General features: G+C 62.2%; 17 protein-coding genes. 10 read left to right on the top strand and 7 right to left on the bottom strand.

Features of this window, described 5'->3' with window-relative positions; translation table 11 throughout:
- Window positions 1-62 precede the first annotated feature (62 nt).
- The 6 genes from tusD to BLQ55_RS11740 all read left to right on the top strand — a co-directional run bounded on the left by tusD (window position 63) and on the right by BLQ55_RS11740 (window position 3,533).
- A complete protein-coding gene (gene tusD, locus BLQ55_RS11765) occupies window positions 63-455 on the top strand; it encodes a sulfurtransferase complex subunit TusD (RefSeq protein ID WP_060743167.1) in 393 nt (130 codons plus the stop codon).
- Window positions 455-817: a sulfurtransferase complex subunit TusC gene (tusC, locus tag BLQ55_RS11760; RefSeq protein WP_092253937.1), complete on the top strand. Its 363-nt coding sequence runs from the start codon at window positions 455-457 to the stop codon at window positions 815-817. Before tusD ends, tusC begins: the two co-directional genes overlap by 1 nt.
- Window positions 817-1,110, top strand: a complete 294-nt coding sequence (gene tusB, locus BLQ55_RS11755; protein WP_092196930.1) for a sulfurtransferase complex subunit TusB — start codon at window positions 817-819, stop codon at window positions 1,108-1,110. Before tusC ends, tusB begins: the two co-directional genes overlap by 1 nt.
- Window positions 1,107-1,442: a TusE/DsrC/DsvC family sulfur relay protein gene (locus BLQ55_RS11750; RefSeq protein ID WP_092253935.1), complete on the top strand. Its 336-nt coding sequence runs from the start codon at window positions 1,107-1,109 to the stop codon at window positions 1,440-1,442. The genes tusB and BLQ55_RS11750 overlap by 4 nt, the downstream gene beginning before the upstream one ends.
- Window positions 1,439-2,440: a glycosyl transferase family protein gene (locus BLQ55_RS11745; protein ID WP_092253933.1), complete on the top strand. Its 1,002-nt coding sequence runs from the start codon at window positions 1,439-1,441 to the stop codon at window positions 2,438-2,440. The genes BLQ55_RS11750 and BLQ55_RS11745 overlap by 4 nt, the downstream gene beginning before the upstream one ends.
- Window positions 2,441-2,528: 88 nt before the next feature.
- Window positions 2,529-3,533 carry a glutathione S-transferase family protein gene (locus BLQ55_RS11740; RefSeq protein WP_092253931.1) on the top strand — a complete coding sequence of 335 codons (1,005 nt, stop codon included), beginning with the start codon at window positions 2,529-2,531 and terminating at the stop codon, window positions 3,531-3,533.
- A 240-nt stretch (window positions 3,534-3,773) separates the two neighbouring features.
- On the opposite strand, the gene cysG is transcribed toward BLQ55_RS11740, so the two are convergent.
- The 6 genes from cysG to BLQ55_RS11710 form a co-directional block, all read right to left on the bottom strand.
- Window positions 3,774-5,168 (bottom strand): siroheme synthase CysG, encoded by a 1,395-nt coding sequence (gene cysG, locus BLQ55_RS11735; protein ID WP_092196937.1) that lies wholly within the window; start codon window positions 5,166-5,168, stop codon window positions 3,774-3,776.
- Window positions 5,169-6,449, bottom strand: a complete 1,281-nt coding sequence (gene serS / locus BLQ55_RS11730; RefSeq protein WP_025213005.1) for a serine--tRNA ligase — start codon at window positions 6,447-6,449, stop codon at window positions 5,169-5,171.
- Window positions 6,450-6,464: 15 nt separating this feature from the next.
- A complete protein-coding gene (gene crcB / locus BLQ55_RS11725; protein ID WP_018608522.1) occupies window positions 6,465-6,839 on the bottom strand; it encodes a fluoride efflux transporter CrcB in 375 nt (124 codons plus the stop codon).
- Complete coding sequence (locus tag BLQ55_RS11720) at window positions 6,836-8,161, bottom strand: replication-associated recombination protein A (RefSeq protein WP_092196940.1); 1,326 nt, start codon at window positions 8,159-8,161, stop codon at window positions 6,836-6,838. Before BLQ55_RS11720 ends, crcB begins: the two co-directional genes overlap by 4 nt.
- A gap of 200 nt (window positions 8,162-8,361) precedes the next feature.
- The gene (lolA, locus tag BLQ55_RS11715) at window positions 8,362-8,985 is read right to left on the bottom strand and encodes an outer membrane lipoprotein periplasmic chaperone LolA (protein WP_092196943.1); all 624 of its coding nucleotides are present in this window, start codon (window positions 8,983-8,985) and stop codon (window positions 8,362-8,364) included.
- A 58-nt stretch (window positions 8,986-9,043) separates the two neighbouring features.
- On the bottom strand, window positions 9,044-11,449 hold the full coding sequence (locus BLQ55_RS11710; RefSeq protein ID WP_092196945.1) for a DNA translocase FtsK: 2,406 nt from the start codon (window positions 11,447-11,449) through the stop codon (window positions 9,044-9,046).
- Between the two features lie 261 nt (window positions 11,450-11,710).
- Here BLQ55_RS11710 and trxB point away from each other — a divergent pair, with 261 nt between their 5' ends.
- The 4 genes from trxB to infA all read left to right on the top strand — a co-directional run bounded on the left by trxB (window position 11,711) and on the right by infA (window position 14,537).
- Entirely contained in the window at window positions 11,711-12,670 is a 960-nt protein-coding gene (gene trxB / locus BLQ55_RS11705; RefSeq protein WP_092196948.1) for a thioredoxin-disulfide reductase, read from the top strand.
- A gap of 80 nt (window positions 12,671-12,750) precedes the next feature.
- Entirely contained in the window at window positions 12,751-13,431 is a 681-nt protein-coding gene (aat, locus tag BLQ55_RS11700; protein ID WP_092196951.1) for a leucyl/phenylalanyl-tRNA--protein transferase, read from the top strand.
- A 57-nt stretch (window positions 13,432-13,488) separates the two neighbouring features.
- Window positions 13,489-14,196 carry an arginyltransferase gene (locus tag BLQ55_RS11695; protein WP_092196954.1) on the top strand — a complete coding sequence of 236 codons (708 nt, stop codon included), beginning with the start codon at window positions 13,489-13,491 and terminating at the stop codon, window positions 14,194-14,196.
- A 122-nt stretch (window positions 14,197-14,318) separates the two neighbouring features.
- A complete protein-coding gene (gene infA / locus BLQ55_RS11690; protein ID WP_002553999.1) occupies window positions 14,319-14,537 on the top strand; it encodes a translation initiation factor IF-1 in 219 nt (72 codons plus the stop codon).
- 278 nt (window positions 14,538-14,815) lie between these two features.
- Here infA and clpA read toward each other — a convergent pair whose 3' ends face one another.
- Window positions 14,816-17,086 carry an ATP-dependent Clp protease ATP-binding subunit ClpA gene (gene clpA, locus BLQ55_RS11685; RefSeq protein WP_072406802.1) on the bottom strand — a complete coding sequence of 757 codons (2,271 nt, stop codon included), beginning with the start codon at window positions 17,084-17,086 and terminating at the stop codon, window positions 14,816-14,818.
- Window position 17,087 lies beyond the last annotated feature (1 nt).

The following is a 17,087-nucleotide window of genomic DNA, read 5'->3' as shown; positions in this document are numbered from 1 at the left end:
GACAATCGCCCCACCGCCCATAAAGCTTTATCATGGCCGCAGTTTTGCTGATCGGGTCTGTCATGAAGTTCGCCATCGCGCTGTTTTCCGCCGCCCATGCGCCCTCCTCGCGCCGTGCCTTGCTGTTTGCCCAGGCGGCGCTGGCGGGTGGACATGAGATCGTGCGGCTGTTTTTCTATCAGGACGGCGTCTATAACGCCTGCGCCAGTGTCGTCACGCCCCAGGACGAACAGGACCTGCCCCAGCAGTGGCGCGCATTCGTCAGCGACAACCGGCTCGACGGCGTGGTCTGCATCGCCGCGGCGTTGCGTCGTGGCGTGTTGAACGAGGAAGAAGCCCAGCGTTACCAGCGTGCGGCGGCCAGTGTCGAAGCGCCCTGGGCCTTGTCCGGGCTCGGCCAGTTGCACGATGCGATCCAGGACGCCGACCGCTTGATCTGTTTTGGAGGCGCGTGATGGCCAAGTCTTTATTGCTGATCAGCCGCCAGGCCCCCTGGTCCGGCCCCGGCGCCCGTGAAGCCCTGGACATCGTCCTGGCCGGCGGTGCGTTCGACCTGCCCATCGGCCTGCTGTTTCTCGATGACGGCGTGTTCCAGCTCACCGCCGGCCAAAACGCCAAGGCGGTCCAGCAGAAAGACCTGAGCGCCAACCTGCAGGCATTGCCGATGTTCGGCGTCGAAGACCTGTTCCTCTGCGCCGACAGCGCCGCCGAACGCGGCATCGCCAGCACTGCCCTGGCGCTGGGCGAGGTGAAAGTACTGAGTGCGCCGGACATCGCCGCGCTCATCGACCGTTACGACCAGGTGATCACCCTCTGATGTCGACTTTGCATGTGTTGTCTCATTCGCCCTTCGGCGATAACCGCCTCGCCAGTTGCCTGCGCGTGCTGGGCAATCAGGATGCGCTGCTGCTGTGCGGCGACGCGACGTACGCGTTGCAACCGGGCAGCCCACCGTTCGAACGGCTGCAGGCCGCCGGCGTGAAGCTGTTCGTGCTCGCCGAAGACCTCCAGGCCCGCGCCCTGGACACACCAGACTGGGCCGAAGCCATCAACTACTCAGGCTTCGTCGAGCTATCGATCGAGCACGACAAGGTCAACACCTGGTTATGAACACGCTGAACGTGGGCGACCGCGCCATCGCGCTGGACAAGGATGGCTACCTGACCGACCTGGACGACTGGTCGGCCGAAGTCGCCACGGCCCTGGCCAGCGCCGAAGACATCGAGTTGAGCCCCGAACACTGGGAAATCCTTGAACTGCTACGGGGTTTCTACGACGAATTCCAGCTCTCCCCCGCGACCCGGCCGCTGATCAAGTACACGGCGCTGAAACTGGGGGCGGACAAAGGCAACAGCCTGCACCTGAACCGATTGTTCAAAGGCACTCCCGCCAAACTCGCCGCCAAGCTGGCGGGCCTGCCCAAACCGACGAATTGCTTATGACCGATTTTCCTGCACTGACCCTTGAGACCCCGGCCGAACACCCGTTCGCCCAGTTCGTGCGCATCCTTGGCAAAGGCAAGCGCGGCGCCCGCAACCTGACCCGCGAAGAAGCCCGCGAGGCCATGGGCATGGTGCTCGATGAAAAGGTCGAGGACACCCAACTGGGCGCCTTCCTGATGCTGCTGCGGCACAAGGAGGAAAGCGCCGAGGAAATGGCCGGCTTCACCGAAGCCCTGCGTGAACGCTTGGTGGCCCCGGCGTTGACGGTGGACCTCGACTGGCCGACCTACGCCGGCAAGAAGCGCCATTTGCCGTGGTACCTGCTGGCGGCCAAGTGCCTGGGGCAGAACGGCGTGCGGATTTTCATGCACGGCGGCGGCGCTCACACGGCCGGTCGCCTCTACACCGAACAATTGCTGGGCTTGCTGCAGATCCCGCTGTGCCGGGATTGGCAACAGGTCGGCAGCGCGCTGGACAACGGCGGCCTGGCCTTCATGCCGCTGGTGGACTGGGCGCCGCAAATGCAGCGGATGATCGACCTGCGCAACACCCTGGGCCTGCGCTCGCCGATCCATTCCCTGGCCCGGATTCTCAACCCACTGGCCGCCCGTTGCGGCTTGCAAAGTATCTTCCACCCGGGCTACCAGGCCGTGCACCGCGATGCCAGCGGCTTGCTCGGTGACACCGCCATCGTGATCAAGGGCGACGGCGGCGAAGTCGAGATCAACCCGGACGCCGACAGCCACCTGTATGGCACCACCGGCGGCGCCAGTTGGGACGAAGAATGGCCGCGCCTGGCCGAGCAGCGCCATGTCAAGCCGGAGAGCCTCGACCCCGAGCATTTGAAGGCGATCTGGCGCGGTGACGTCGAGGACAGCTACCCGCAACTGGCGCTGATCGCCACCATGGCACTGGCCTTGCGCGGCCTGGGCCTGGCTCGCGAAGAAGCGTTCGATAAAGCCCGGCAGTATTGGGACGCGCGGGATCGTTCGATTTAACCGATCATTAACGCCCAACCTTTGCGCTTTTAGTTCGAACCTATGGGAATAGACTCGTCTCCAATGATCATTGAGCGAGGATATCCAGATGGGTTTGTTGGTCGAGGGCCGCTGGCAGGACCAGTGGTATGAAAGCAAGGACGGCACCTTCCAGCGCGAACAGGCGCAGCGCCGTCATTGGGTGACCGCCGATGGCAGCGCCGGCCCCTCGGGCGAGAGCGGCTTTGCCGCCGAGGCCGGACGCTACCATTTGTATGTCTCCCTGGCCTGCCCCTGGGCCCACCGCACGCTGATTTTCCGCAAGCTCAAAGGCCTGGAAGACCTGATCGATGTCTCGGTGGTCAGCTACCTGATGCTGGAAAACGGCTGGACCTTCGACAAGGCCCACGGCTCCACAGGCGACAAACTCGGCCCTCTGCAATTCCTGCATCAGCGCTACACCGCCGACACGCCGGACTACACCGGCCGCGTCACCGTGCCAGTGCTGTGGGACAAACGCCAGCAGCGCATCGTCAACAACGAATCGGCGGAAATCATCCGCATGTTCAACAGTGCCTTCGATGGTTTGACCGGCAACGACCTGGACCTGTATCCCGAGCACCTGCGCCGCGATATCGATGCCTTGAACGAGCGGATCTACCCGGCGGTCAACAACGGTGTGTATCGCGCCGGGTTCGCCACCACCCAAGCGGCCTACGAAGAAGCGTTCGACGGTTTATTCGCCGAACTGGACCGGCTGGAGACCTTGCTTGCGACCAAACGCTACTTGGCTGGCGAATACCTGACCGAGGCGGATATCCGCCTGTTCACCACGATCATCCGTTTCGACGCGGTGTATTTCGGTCACTTCAAATGCAACCTGCGGCGCATCGCCGATTATCCGAACCTGTCGAACTGGCTGCGGGAGCTGTACCAGTGGCCGGGCATTGCCGAAACCGTGGACTTCACCCATATCCAGGGCCATTACTACGGCAGCCACAAGACCATCAACCCTAACGGGATCGTGCCCAAGGGGCCGAAGCAGGACTTTACGGTCGCCCATGATCGGGAAAAATTGAGTGGGAAAGGGATCTGGCGGCAGACTGAGGATTGATCCGGAAAATCCGTTGTAGCTGAGGGCCTCATCGCGAGCAAGCTCAGCTCCCACATTGGATCTGCAGTGCGCCAAAAATCCCCTGTGGGAGCCGAGCTTGCTCACGATAGCGGTGGGTCAGCAGAGGTCATGTTGAGTGGGCCGCCCGCATCGCGAGCAAGCTCGCTCCCACACTGGATCTTCAGTACGCCAAAGGTCCCTGTGGGAGCGAGCTTGCTCGTGATCGGGGCGACGCGGTCTCTAGACCTGCCCCTGAGCCCCTTCAAACCAGGCCAGTTTCTCGCGTAACTGCACCACTTCCCCAACGATCACCAGCGTCGGCGCATGCACCTCATGCTCGGCCACCAGCCGTGGCAAGTCCGCCAAAGTACCGGTAAAGACCCGCTGGTTCGACGTGGTGCCCTGCTGGATCAATGCCGCCGGCGTATTCGCCGCGCGACCGTGCTTGATCAGCTCGTCGCAGATCATCGGCAGGCCGACCAAACCCATGTAGAACACCAGCGTCTGCGCTGGCGACACCAGGTCGGCCCACGGCAAGTCGCTGGTGCCGTCCTTGAGATGGCCGGTGATGAAACGCACCGATTGGGCGTAGTCGCGATGGGTCAGCGGGATCCCGGCGTAGGCCGCGCAACCACTGGCGGCGGTGATGCCCGGGACGACCTGGAACGGGATGCCATGGGCCGCCAGCTCTTCGATCTCCTCGCCACCACGGCCGAAGATGAACGGATCGCCGCCCTTCAACCGCACCACGCGCTTGCCCTGGCGAGCCAGGTCGACCAATTGCTGGTTGATCTGGTCCTGGGGTACGGCGTGGTCGGCGCGGCGCTTGCCGACGTAGATGCGCTCGGCGTCGCGTCGGCACAGTTCGAGGATTGCCGGCGCCACCAGGCGGTCGTACAGCACCACGTCCGCCTGCTGCATCAAGCGCAAGGCGCGGAAGGTCAGCAGGTCCGGATCACCCGGCCCGGCCCCCACCAGATAGACTTCGCCCGGCGCGTTCGGCGCCTGGCCGTCGATCTTTTCCCGTAGCAAGCGCTCGGCTTCGCCGCCCTGCCCGGCCAGTTGGCGGTCGGCGATAGGGCCTTGGAACACCTCTTCCCAGAACGCCCGGCGCTGCTGGACATCGGGAAACAGTTGCTTGACCTGATTGCGAAAACGCGCCGCCAGCCCAGCCAACTGCCCATAGGTCGAGGGAATCCAGGTTTCCAGCTTGGCCCGGATCAGCCGCGCCAACACCGGCGCGTCGCCACCACTGGACACCGCGATCACCAAGGGCGAGCGGTCGACGATTGCCGGGAAGATCACGCTGCACAGGGCCGGCGCGTCCACCACGTTGACCGGCACGCAACGCTTGTGGGCGTCGGCCGAGACCTGGGCATTGAGCGGTTCGTCGTCGGTGGCGGCAATGATCAGCCCGCAACCGTCCAGATCCGACTCAAGGTAACCGCGCTGGACACACTCGCCGCCGCTGCCACTGACCAGATCCCGCAACTGTGGTTCGATGTCGGGGGCGACCACCCGCAGCAACGCGCCGGCATCGGCCAGCAGGCGGGACTTGCGCAAGGCAATCTCCCCGCCGCCGACCACCAGCACGCGGCTGCCGCGCAGGTTGTGGAACAGTGGCAAATAGTCCATTTAGCCGATGACCTCGATACCACCCATGTAGGGTTTCAACACCTCGGGCACACGGATCGAACCGTCGGCCTGCTGGTAGTTCTCCAGCACCGCCACCAGGGTACGCCCCACCGCCAGGCCGGAGCCATTGAGGGTGTGGACCAGTTCCGGCTTGCCGGTTTCCGGGTTGCGGAAACGCGCCTGCATGCGGCGGGCCTGGAAGTCGCCGCAGTTGGAGCACGACGAAATCTCGCGGTATTTGTCCTGGCTCGGAATCCAGACTTCCAGGTCGTAGGTCTTGACCGCGCTGAAGCCCATGTCGCCGGTGCACAGCGCCAGGGTGCGATACGGCAGTTCCAGCAACTGCAGGACCTTCTCGGCGTTGGCGGTCAGGCTTTCCAGCGCTTCCATGGATTTCGACGGTTCGACAATCTGGACCATCTCGACCTTGTCGAACTGGTGCTGGCGGATCATGCCGCGGGTATCACGGCCCGACGCCCCGGCTTCACTGCGGAAGCACGGCGTGTGGGCGACGAATTTGATCGGCAGTTGCTTGGCGTCGACGATCTCGCCGGCCACGATGTTGGTCAGCGACACTTCGGCGGTCGGGATCAGGTACAGGTCGGCCTCGCCATCGCGGCTGATCTTGAACAGGTCCTCCTCGAACTTCGGCAACTGACCGGTGCCTTGCAAGGCCGGGGCCTGGACCAGGTACGGGGTGTAGGCTTCTTCGTAGCCGTGTTCGGTGACATGCAGGTTGATCATGAACTGCGCCAGGGCCCGATGCAGGCGCGCGATCGGCCCGCGCAACAGGGCAAAACGGGCGCCCGACAGCTTGGCGGCGGTTTCGAAGTCGAGCCAGCCGAACTTCTCGCCCAGGGCCACGTGGTCCTGCACCGGGAAATCGAAGGTTGTCGGCGTGCCCCAGCGGCGCACTTCGACGTTGCCGTCTTCGTCTTCACCCACCGGTACCGATTCGTGAGGCAGGTTCGGGATGCCCAGCAGGATCGAATCCAACTCGGTCTGGATCGCGTCCAGCTCGACCTTGCCCGCGCTCAATTCGCCCGCCATGCGCTCGACATCGGCCATCAGCGGTGCGATGTCTTCGCCACGCTGTTTGGCCTGGCCGATGGACTTGGAGCGCGCGTTACGTTCAGCCTGCAGGGCTTCGGTGCGGGTCTGGACGGTCTTGCGCTGTTCTTCCAGCGCTTCGATGCGCGCGACGTCCAGGGCAAAGCCACGGGAAGCCAGGCGGTCCGCTACGTCCTGGAGGTTGCTACGTAACAGTTTGGAATCGAGCATGTCGGTCTCTCGTTATCAAAGTTTGGTCAAGGACAGGCCAGCCCAGGTGGCGAGCAGCCCGCCGAATACGCTGATGGCCGCATAGCCCAGGGCCAGCGGCACCTGCCCGCTTTCCAGCAGGCGCACCGTATCCAGTGAAAAGGATGAAAAAGTCGTCAGGCCGCCGAGAAAGCCAACCATCAGCCCGGCCCGCACCTCGATGGGCACTTCCGGGCGAATCAAAAACAGACCGTATAGAACGCCGATCAGCAGACAGCCCACGATATTAACGGCCAGCGTCGCGGTATAGAAGTGCCGGGGCCAATTTGCGTTGATCCAGTTGCCCGTGGCGAAACGCAACAACGTGCCAGCGACACCGCCAGCGGAAACGGCGAGTATCAGGGGGATCAAGGTTTTCTCCGCTGTCGTGGACTCAGGCGGTCCAGTTGTGCCAGGTGGTTGAGCTTCTCGCCGATCTTCAGTTCAAGGCCCCGGGGCACCGGCTGGTAGAAGCGCTGGGGTTCGAGTTCATCGGGGAAATAATCTTCGCCAGCGGCATAGGCGTCCGGCTCGTCATGGGCATAACGGTATTCTTCGCCATAGCCCAGCTGCTTCATGAGCTTGGTCGGCGCGTTGCGCAGGTGCAGCGGCACTTCGAGGGAGCCGTGCTCGGTAGCGCTGCGCATCGCCGCCTTGAAGCCCATGTACACGGCGTTGCTCTTCGGCGCACAGGCCAGGTACGTGATGGCCTGGGCCACGGCGAGTTCACCTTCCGGGCTGCCGAGGCGCTCCTGCACGTCCCATGCCGCCAGGCACAGGCTCAGGGCCCGGGGATCGGCATTGCCGATGTCTTCGCTGGCCATGCGCACGACGCGCCGCGCCAGGTACAGCGGATCGCAACCGCCGTCGATCATGCGCGCAAACCAGTACAGGGCCGCGTCGGGGTTGGAACCGCGAATGGATTTGTGCAGCGCCGAAATCTGGTCGTAGAACGCCTCGCCGCCCTTGTCGAAGCGGCGCCGGGTATCGCCCAGCAGGCTTTGCAGCAGCTCGACGCCAATCTCGCTGTCGTCTTCGGCCAGGTCCGAGGCGTTTTCCAGCAGGTTGAGCAAGCGCCGGCCGTCGCCATCGGCGGCTGAAAACAGGATCTGGAAGCCTTCATCGCTGAGGCTCAAATGCCGCCTGCCCAAGCCGCGCTCCTCGGTCAGCGCCCGATGCACCAGCTTGCGCATCGCCGTCTCGTCGAGGCTCTTGAGTACATAGACCCGTGCCCGCGAGAGCAAGGCGTTGTTGAGTTCGAACGAAGGGTTTTCGGTGGTGGCACCGATGAAGATCAGCGTGCCGTCTTCGACGTAGGGCAGGAATGCGTCCTGCTGGGACTTGTTGAACCGGTGCACTTCGTCGACGAACAGGATCGTGCGCTTGCCGTACTGCCCAGCCTGCTGCTTGGCCACTTCCACCGCCTGGCGGATCTCCTTGACCCCGGCCAGCACCGCCGACACCGTTTCGAAGTGAGCGTCCGAGACTTCCGCCAGCAGCCGCGCCAGGGTGGTCTTGCCCACGCCCGGCGGGCCCCAGAAGATCATCGAGTGCAGGGCGCCCTGCTCCAGGGCCTCGCGCAGAGGCTTGCCGCGAGCGAGCACATGTTCCTGGCCGACGTACTCGTCCAGGTTGGTCGCGCGCAGGCGGGCCGCCAGTGGCTGGGCAATCGGGGCGCTTCGAAACAGGTCCATGATTACTACAAAACCTCCGCTGGGTCCTGTTGCCATTCCTCTCTGCCAGAGCAGATCCATGGGAGCCAATCTGTGGGAGCAAGGCTTGCCCGCGATTGCATCGTCTCGGTCCACCAGATGCACCGAGATGTTTGTATCGCGGGCAAGCCTTGCTCCCACAGACCTTTTCCCATAGGCCATTTCCAACAGGGGGCCAGTGTTTATTCCTGGATCACATCGGCACCCTTGGGGATGTCGAACTTGAACTTGGACGCGGCGATCGGCTCGTTGGCCTTGACCCCGGTGAACAGGATATTGGTGCGCTGGCCGACACTGTCGATCAATTGCATGTCGTTGACCAGGCCATTGCGGAACGACAGGCGCAGGCTGTCGAACAGGCTGTCCTTGGTCTTGGGCTTGAGGGTGAAGTCAATCACGCCGCCCGCTTCCTTGGCGCTGATGTCGAAGCTCTGGCTGATCTCGGAGATGTCGCCGGAGAGCAGCAACGCCGGTGTCTGGGTCAGGCGCTGGTCGAGGGTCTTGATGGTCACCTGTTCCAGGTCCGGGTCCCACAGGGAGACTTTCTTGCCGTCGGACACCATCAGTTGTTCGGCTGGCGCATCCGTGTGCCAGTAGAACAGGCCCGGGCGCTGCAGCGCCATGTCGCCGGCGGTTTCCTGCAATTGGGTGCCACTGCCATCGAGGGTCAACTGGGAGAAACGTGCAGTCAGGGTCTGGGAGCCGCCCAGCAATTGGGTCAGGCGAGCCACGTCCTTTTCGCCGGCGTGGGCCGACAAGGTAGACAAGGCCAGTACGGGCAACAGCAACATGCGAATCAGGCGCATGGGAGTCCTCATGAAGTCGTGGGGGTTCGAGCGGCGCTTCGGCAGGCCGCCCGGGTCATTAGTCGCGCATCGGGCCCGGCGCCAGTACTTCGCGCGAGCCGTTGGTGTTCATGGCCGTCACCACCCCGGCCATTTCCATGGCTTCGATCATGCGGGCGGCGCGGTTGTAGCCAATCTTCAGCTTGCGCTGGACGGCGGAAATGGAGGCCCGGCGGCTTTCCAGGACGAACTGCACCGCTTCGTCATAGAGCGCATCGGTTTCAGCGTCGTCGTCACCGCCGCCACTGCTGCCCTCGAAACCGCTACCGGCTTCTTCGACACCGTTGAGGATGTCGTCGTTGTATTCTGGGGCGCCACGCAACTTCCAGGCTTCCACCACGCGGTGCACTTCGTCATCGGAAACGAACGCACCGTGCACACGAATCGGCAGGCTGGTGCCCGGCGGCATGTAGAGCATGTCACCATGCCCCAGCAACTGCTCGGCGCCACCCTGGTCGATGATGGTCCGCGAGTCGATCTTGCTCGATACCTGGAACGCCATGCGGGTCGGGATGTTGGCCTTGATCAGGCCGGTGATCACGTCCACCGACGGCCGCTGCGTGGCGAGGATCAGGTGGATACCGGCCGCACGGGCCTTCTGGGCGATACGGGCGATCAGTTCTTCGACCTTCTTGCCGACGATCATCATCATGTCGGCGAATTCGTCCACCACCACCACGATGGTCGGCAGCTTGTGCAGCAGCGGCGCCTCGTCGTGGATGCTCTCGCGGTGATACAACGGGTCGCTCAATGGCGTACCGGCCTCTTCGGCCTCCTTGACCTTGGCGTTGAAGCCCGACAGGTTGCGCACGCCCATCTTCGCCATCAGCTTGTAGCGGCGCTCCATCTCGGCGACGCTCCAGCGCAGGGCGTTGGCGGCGTCCTTCATGTCGGTGACCACCGGGCACAGCAAGTGCGGGATGCCCTCGTAGATCGACAGTTCGAGCATTTTCGGGTCGATCATGATCAGCTTGGCGTCTTCCGGACCGGACTTGAACAGGATCGACAGGATCATCGCGTTCACGCCCACCGACTTACCGGAACCGGTGGTACCGGCCACCAGCAGGTGGGGCATCTTCGCCAGATCGGTGATGACCGGCTTGCCGCCGATGTCGTGGCCCAGGGCCAGGGTGACCGGCGACTTGTGGTTGTCATACTCAGGCGTCGACAGCACCTCGGAGAAACGCACGATCTGGCGGTCTTCGTTGGGAATCTCGATACCCACGGTGGTCTTGCCGGGAATCACCTCCACCACTCGCACGCTGGTCACGGCCAGGGAACGCGCCAGGTCCTTCGCCAGGTTGGCGATGCGGCTGACCTTCACGCCGGCGGCGGGCTGGATTTCGTAGCGGGTGATCACCGGGCCCGGGTGGATCGAATCCACCGACACCTCGACCCCGAACTCCTTGAGCTTGATCTCCAGCAGGTGGCCGACGGCCGCCAGGGATTCGGGGGAATAATTGAGCTGCTTCTTCTCGGCCGGGTCCAGGATCGAGATCGGCGGCAAGGTGCCTTCCACCGCACTGTCGACGAACAGCGGCGCCTGTTTCTCTTTCTGCACCCGCTTGCTCTGCTCCGGCGGCTTGGCCGGGGCCATGGTGATGACCGGCGGCACCTGTTTTTCGCGCTCGGACATGTGCTTGCTCAAGGCCTGCTCACGCTCGATCAGGCGTTCCTTGACCTTGGCCTGCTCACGCTTGTCCGGCGTCGTCGGGGCCACCACGTCGTGGACGCGGTCGTCGACTTCACGCAGTTGCGCCACCAGTTGCTTGCGCTCGGTGCGCGCCGCCCACCAGCGGTTGACGGCGCCATGGATCAGTTCGATCAGGTCGAGGGTGATCTTGCCGGTGACGTCCATGACCTTGAACCAGGACAGGTCGGTGAATACCGTCAGGCCAAACAGGAACAGGGCGATGAACAACAACGTGCTGCCCTGGATGTTCAGGGCGTTCCTGGCCAGGTCGCCGAGGCTTTCCCCCAGCGCGCCACCCGCCCCGGCCGGCAAGCCGGTGGGCGTATGGAAATGGATATGGGCCAGCGCGGCCCCCGACAACACCAGGAACACCAGGCCGATCAGGCGCCAGGAGAACAGCCAGCCGCTCCACTGCCACGGCTCGTGGCGCTGGCGGAAGATCTGGTAGGCCTTGATCGCCAGCAGCAACGGGAAAATGTAGGCGAAATAGCCCAGCACCATGAACAGGATGTCGGCGCTGTAGGAACCGGCCGGACCGCCGAAATTCTGCACGTCGTCGATCTTGCTGTTATGGCTCCAGCCCGGGTCGTCCTTGCCGTAGGTCAGCAAGGCCATCATCAGGAACAGGCACAGGGCACCGATGGCGATCAATGCACCTTCCTTGAGCCGGTAGTGCAATTGCTGGCGCCAGAGCGGAACGACTGGTTTGGGTGCTGCGGTGGATTTCTTCAAAACGCTTCTTTTCCTGCGCCAACGGCGCGTCCATCTGTTGAATGACTATAAAAAACTGCCCATGACGAGCAGGTAAAAAAGTGAATGTGCACAACCGGTACTACTTTTACCACTGTGAGGTGCATCCAGAAAACTGCAGGCGTGGCCGAAAATGTTGATCTTTAGCCCATCCCGCGTTCAAAACCCCGGCATTGTACGGGTTTGTCTGCACCAATTGGACCATGCATTCTCTTTTGTGACAAAGGCTTATGAGGTGTTTTTATGAGCGAAGTGAAGCATTCACGCCTGATCATTCTGGGTTCCGGCCCTGCGGGGTACAGCGCGGCTGTCTATGCCGCCCGCGCCAACCTCAAACCCGTTGTCATTACTGGCCTGCAGGCCGGTGGCCAGCTCACCACCACCGTGGAAGTCGATAACTGGCCCGGCGATGTCGAAGGCCTGACCGGCCCGGTCCTGATGGAGCGCATGCAACGGCACGCCGAGCGTTTCGACACGCAGATCGTCTACGACCATATCCACACCGCCAAGTTGCAGCAGCGCCCCTTCGAATTGATCGGCGACAGCGGCATCTACACCTGTGATGCGCTGATCATTGCCACCGGCGCCTCGGCCCAGTACCTGGGGCTGCCCTCGGAAGAAAGCTTCGCCGGCAAAGGGGTTTCGGCGTGCGCGACGTGCGACGGCTTTTTCTATCGCAACCAGGTGGTAGCGGTCGTCGGCGGCGGCAATACCGCGGTCGAGGAAGCCCTGTACCTGTCGAACATCGCCAGGGAAGTGCACCTGATCCACCGCCGCGACAAGCTGCGCGCCGAGAAAATCCTCCAGGACAAACTCTTCGAAAAGGCCACCAGCGGCAACATCAAGCTGCACTGGAACCAGAACCTGGATGAAGTCCTGGGCGACGCCAGCGGCGTGACCGGCGCGCGCCTGCGGCACAGCGAGACCGGCGAAACCAGCACCTTGTCCCTCGCCGGGGTGTTCATCGCCATCGGCCATAAACCCAATACCGATCTGTTCCAGGGCCAGTTGACGATGCGCGACGGCTACCTGCTCGTGCACGGCGGCAGCGAAGGCAACGCCACCGCGACCGATATCGAAGGTGTATTCGCCGCAGGCGACGTGGCCGACCATGTCTATCGCCAGGCGATTACCTCCGCTGGCGCCGGCTGCATGGCCGCACTCGACGCGGAGAAGTATCTCGATGACATCCCTGCCGTTTGACGGTTAACCTTCCAGGCGGGTGCTCGCTGACGGGCGAGCCCCGCATCTGCCGCCCTCCCCTTCTACAAAGCCGGACACCCATGCTGACCTGGTTACAACGCAACAGCCTCGAATTTCCGCCACTGGCAAAAGCCATGCGCGATCCCAACGGATTATTGGCCGCCGGTGGCGATCTATCCGCCGACCGGCTGATCCAGGCCTACCGCCACGGCTGCTTCCCATGGTTTTCCGAGGGGCAACCAATCCTGTGGTGGTCGCCGGATCCACGCACGGTGTTGTTTCCCGACGAACTGCACATATCCCGCAGCCTGGGCAAACTGTTGCGCAAGCAGCGTTATGAAGTGACGTTCGATCGGGATTTTGCCGCGGTCATCCAGGCCTGCGCGGCGCCGCGAGACTATGCCGAAGGCACCTGGATCACCGACGCCATGCAAACCGCTTATCTGGAACTGCACCGACGCGGCTTCGCTCATTCGGTGGAAGTCTGGGACCAAGGTCTGCTGGTGGGCGGCCTGTATGGCTTGGCCATGGGCCAGTTGTTTTTTGGCGAATCCATGTTCAGCCGGGCCGACAATGCGTCGAAATTCGGCTTCGCCACCCTGGTCCAACACCTCAAGGCCGCCGGGTTCGTGCTGATCGACTGTCAGATGCCCACCGAGCACCTGCACAGCCTGGGCGCTCGGTCAATTCCACGCACCGAATTTGCGGGCTATCTAAAGGCGCATCTGGACCTGCCCAACCAGGCAACATGGGTTTGCTGAGCGACATTCGCGCTCCTGGCTTACAATTAAATCCAAAGCTTATTCCGAGGGCCGATCATGACCGAGTTGGCGCGTTTGAAGTTCTATGCCACTCAGCCCCACTCTTGCAGTTACCTGCCGGAGGAGCAGGCCACGACGCTGTTCCTCGACCCTAGCCAGCCCATGGATGTGCATGTCTACGCAGACCTGTCGGAAATGGGCTTTCGTCGCAGTGGCGATCATCTCTACCGGCCCCATTGCCAGCATTGCAACGCCTGCGTCCCGGCGCGCATTCCCGTGGCGCAATTTTTACCCAATCGCCAGCAGAAACGCATTTTCAAGCGCAACGCCGACCTTCAGGTCCGCCCGGTCAAGCCGCAGTTCACCGAGGAATACTTCGACCTGTACCAACGCTACATCGAACAACGCCATGCCGATGGCGACATGTACCCGCCCAGCCGGGATCAGTTCTCGACCTTCCTGGTGCGCGACCTGCCGTTTTCCCGCTTCTATGAGTTCCGGCTGGAGGGGCGACTGGTCGCCATCGCTGTCACAGACCTGCTGCCCAACGGCCTTTCAGCGGTCTACACCTTCTATGAGCCGCAAGAAGAACGGCGCAGCCTGGGGCGCTTCGCCATTCTCTGGCAAATCAACGAAGCCCGGCGCCTGGGGCTGGAAGCGGTGTACTTGGGCTACTGGATCAAGAACTGCAAGAAAATGAACTACAAGACCCAATATCGGCCTATCGAATTGCTGATTAACCAGCGATGGGTCGTCCTGAGTTAGAACCCTTTGGCTTAAAAGCTAGAACCCCTTGGCTTGACCCCCCTTTTTCGGGCACAATGCACGCCGCTTTTGCCTGGCGCAGTTGCACCGGGCCATTCACTGGACACCGAGGGCTTTACTGCATGTCGAAAGAAGACAGCTTCGAAATGGAAGGCACTGTCGTCGACACCCTGCCCAACACCATGTTTCGTGTGGAGTTGGAAAATGGGCACGTCGTAACCGCGCATATCTCCGGCAAGATGCGCAAGAACTACATTCGTATTCTTACCGGTGACAAAGTGCGCGTCGAGCTGACGCCCTATGACTTGAGCAAAGGGCGCATCACTTACCGCGCTCGCTAACAAGTCAATGCAAGACGCCCGGCTAGATGCCGGGCGTTTTTGTTTGCCTGCGATTTGCCCAATCTTCAGAAACATACAGCCTCCCCTGTGGGAGCGAGCTTGCTCGCGATGGTGGCGGTACATTCGGCATTGATGCAAGCTGATCCGCCGCTATCGCGAGCAAGCTCGCTCCTCCCACAAGGGATTAGCGGTGAAACACAATCTTGTGCCATGCCCACAACAGCCAGCAACAGCAAAAAGGCGCCTTTCGGCGCCTTTTGCTTTGTTGCAGTCAACGATCAGGCCATTTCGGCCGTGGTTTCGAAGTCGAAGGTCAGTTCGCCGTCCTTGATGTCGATGTGAACCACACCGCCATGCTCGGCCAGCTCGCCAAAGAGGATCTCCTCCGCCAGCGGACGCTTGATCTTGTCCTGGATCAAGCGAGCCATCGGCCGCGCACCCATCGTCACATCGTAACCACCTTCGGCCAGCCAACTGCGAGCCGCATCGGTAACCTCCAGCAACACACGCTTGTCTTCGAGCTGCGCCTGAAGTTCGGTAAGGAACTTGTCCACCACGCTCTTGATGACTTCATGACTGAGGCGACCGAACTGGATAATGGTGTCCAGGCGATTGCGGAACTCAGGCGTGAAGCTCTTCTTGATCACTTCCATCGCATCGGACGAGTGGTCCTGATGAGTGAAACCGATCGAAGCGCGAGCTGCGGTTTCAGCACCGGCGTTCGTGGTCATGATGAGGATCACGTTGCGGAAGTCCGCCTTGCGCCCGTTGTTATCGGTCAGCGTACCGTGGTCCATTACCTGCAGGAGCAGATTGAAGACTTCCGGATGCGCCTTCTCGATTTCGTCGAGCAGCAATACGCAGTGCGGTTGCTTGGTGATGGCTTCGGTCAACAGGCCGCCCTGGTCGAAACCGACATAACCCGGAGGCGCACCGATCAGACGCGATACGGTATGGCGCTCCATGTACTCGGACATGTCGAAGCGCACCAGCTCGATGCCCATCGCCTTGGCCAACTGTCGCGCCGCCTCGGTCTTGCCGACCCCGGTAGGACCGGCGAACAGGAACGAGCCCACCGGTTTGTCCGGCGACTTGAGACCGGCGCGGGACAGCTTGATGGCGGTCGACAGCGAGTCGATGGCCGCATCCTGGCCGAACACCGTCAGCTTCAGGTCACGCTCCAGGTTACGCAGCAGTTCCTTGTCGGAACTGGTGACGTGCTTGGGCGGAATACGCGCGATTTTCGCCACGATATCCTCGACCTGAGGCACTTCGATGCGCTTGACGCGTTTCTCCACGGGCTGCAGGCGCTGGTAGGCACCCGCTTCGTCGATGACGTCGATGGCCTTGTCCGGCATGTGCCGGTCGTTGATGTAGCGCGAGGCCAGTTCAGCCGCCGCACGCAAGGCTTCATCGCTGTATTCGATGTTGTGGTGCAGCTCGAAACGCCCTTTCAGGCCGCGCAGGATGCCAATGGTGTCCTCCACCGACGGTTCCGACACATCGACCTTCTGGAAACGCCGGGCCAGGGCGCGGTCTTTCTCGAAGATCCCGCGAAATTCCTGGAACGTGGTCGAGCCGATGCAACGGATATCACCCGACGACAGCAGCGGCTTGAGCAGGTTCGACGCATCCATGACCCCGCCCGACGCCGCCCCGGCACCGATAATGGTATGGATTTCGTCGATGAACAGGATCGCCTGCGGACGTTTTTTCAGTTCACCGAGCAACGCCTTGAAGCGCTTCTCGAAATCGCCGCGGTATTTGGTACCGGCCAGCAAGGCGCCCAGGTCGAGGGAGTACACCACGCTGTTGGCCAGCAGGTCCGGCACCTGGTTATCGACGATGCGCTTGGCCAGGCCTTCGGCAATCGCGGTCTTGCCCACGCCTGCCTCGCCCACCAGCAATGGATTGTTCTTGCGACGCCGGGCCAGGATCTGGGCCACGCGCTCGACTTCCGCCTCGCGCCCGACCAACGGATCGATCCGGCCCTGGCGCGCCAGTTCGTTCAGGTTGCTGGCATAGGCATCCAATGGGTTGCCTGAAGAAGAAGACTCACCGCCCTCGTCGTCCTGCATATCCTGCTCACCTTCGGAATGATCGCCATGCCCCGGCACCTTGGAGATGCCATGGGCGATGTAGTTGACGACATCGATACGCGCAACGCTCTGCTGCTTGAGCAGGAACACCGCCTGGCTTTCCTGCTCGCTGAAGATGGCAACCAGCACGTTGGCGCCGGTGACTTCACGCTTGCCCGAGCTCTGTACGTGGAAGACAGCACGCTGCAGGACACGCTGGAAGCCCAGGGTTGGCTGGGTTTCACGATCCTCGTCATGCACGGGGATCAATGGCGTGGTGGAGTCGATGAACTCCTGCAGATCATGCTTGAGTTTATCGAGGTTCGCGCCGCAGGCACGCAAAACGGTGGCGGCAGCCTCGTTATCCAATAGGGCCAGCAGCAGGTGCTCGACGGTCATGAACTCATGACGCTTCGAACGAGCCTCCTTGAAGGCAAGATTGAGGGTGACTTCGAGCTCGCGGTTTAACATA

Origin of the sequence: Pseudomonas sp. NFACC13-1 (assembly GCF_900104425.1) — a bacterium.
GTDB lineage: Bacteria > Pseudomonadota > Gammaproteobacteria > Pseudomonadales > Pseudomonadaceae > Aquipseudomonas > Aquipseudomonas fluorescens_AA.
This window is presented reverse-complemented; position numbering and strand designations above follow the sequence as displayed.

Coding starts and splice junctions, on each gene's coding strand:
- tusD (WP_060743167.1), top strand. CDS start 63: ATGAAGTTCGCCATCGCGCTGTTTTCCGCCGCCCATGCGCCCTCCTCG.
- tusC (WP_092253937.1), top strand. CDS start 455: ATGGCCAAGTCTTTATTGCTGATCAGCCGCCAGGCCCCCTGGTCCGGC.
- tusB (WP_092196930.1), top strand. CDS start 817: ATGTCGACTTTGCATGTGTTGTCTCATTCGCCCTTCGGCGATAACCGC.
- BLQ55_RS11750 (WP_092253935.1), top strand. CDS start 1,107: ATGAACACGCTGAACGTGGGCGACCGCGCCATCGCGCTGGACAAGGAT.
- BLQ55_RS11745 (WP_092253933.1), top strand. CDS start 1,439: ATGACCGATTTTCCTGCACTGACCCTTGAGACCCCGGCCGAACACCCG.
- BLQ55_RS11740 (WP_092253931.1), top strand. CDS start 2,529: ATGGGTTTGTTGGTCGAGGGCCGCTGGCAGGACCAGTGGTATGAAAGC.
- cysG (WP_092196937.1), bottom strand. CDS start 5,168: ATGGACTATTTGCCACTGTTCCACAACCTGCGCGGCAGCCGCGTGCTG.
- serS (WP_025213005.1), bottom strand. CDS start 6,449: ATGCTCGATTCCAAACTGTTACGTAGCAACCTCCAGGACGTAGCGGAC.
- BLQ55_RS11720 (WP_092196940.1), bottom strand. CDS start 8,161: ATGGACCTGTTTCGAAGCGCCCCGATTGCCCAGCCACTGGCGGCCCGC.
- lolA (WP_092196943.1), bottom strand. CDS start 8,985: ATGCGCCTGATTCGCATGTTGCTGTTGCCCGTACTGGCCTTGTCTACC.
- trxB (WP_092196948.1), top strand. CDS start 11,711: ATGAGCGAAGTGAAGCATTCACGCCTGATCATTCTGGGTTCCGGCCCT.
- aat (WP_092196951.1), top strand. CDS start 12,751: ATGCTGACCTGGTTACAACGCAACAGCCTCGAATTTCCGCCACTGGCA.
- BLQ55_RS11695 (WP_092196954.1), top strand. CDS start 13,489: ATGACCGAGTTGGCGCGTTTGAAGTTCTATGCCACTCAGCCCCACTCT.
- infA (WP_002553999.1), top strand. CDS start 14,319: ATGTCGAAAGAAGACAGCTTCGAAATGGAAGGCACTGTCGTCGACACC.
- clpA (WP_072406802.1), bottom strand. CDS start 17,086: ATGTTAAACCGCGAGCTCGAAGTCACCCTCAATCTTGCCTTCAAGGAG.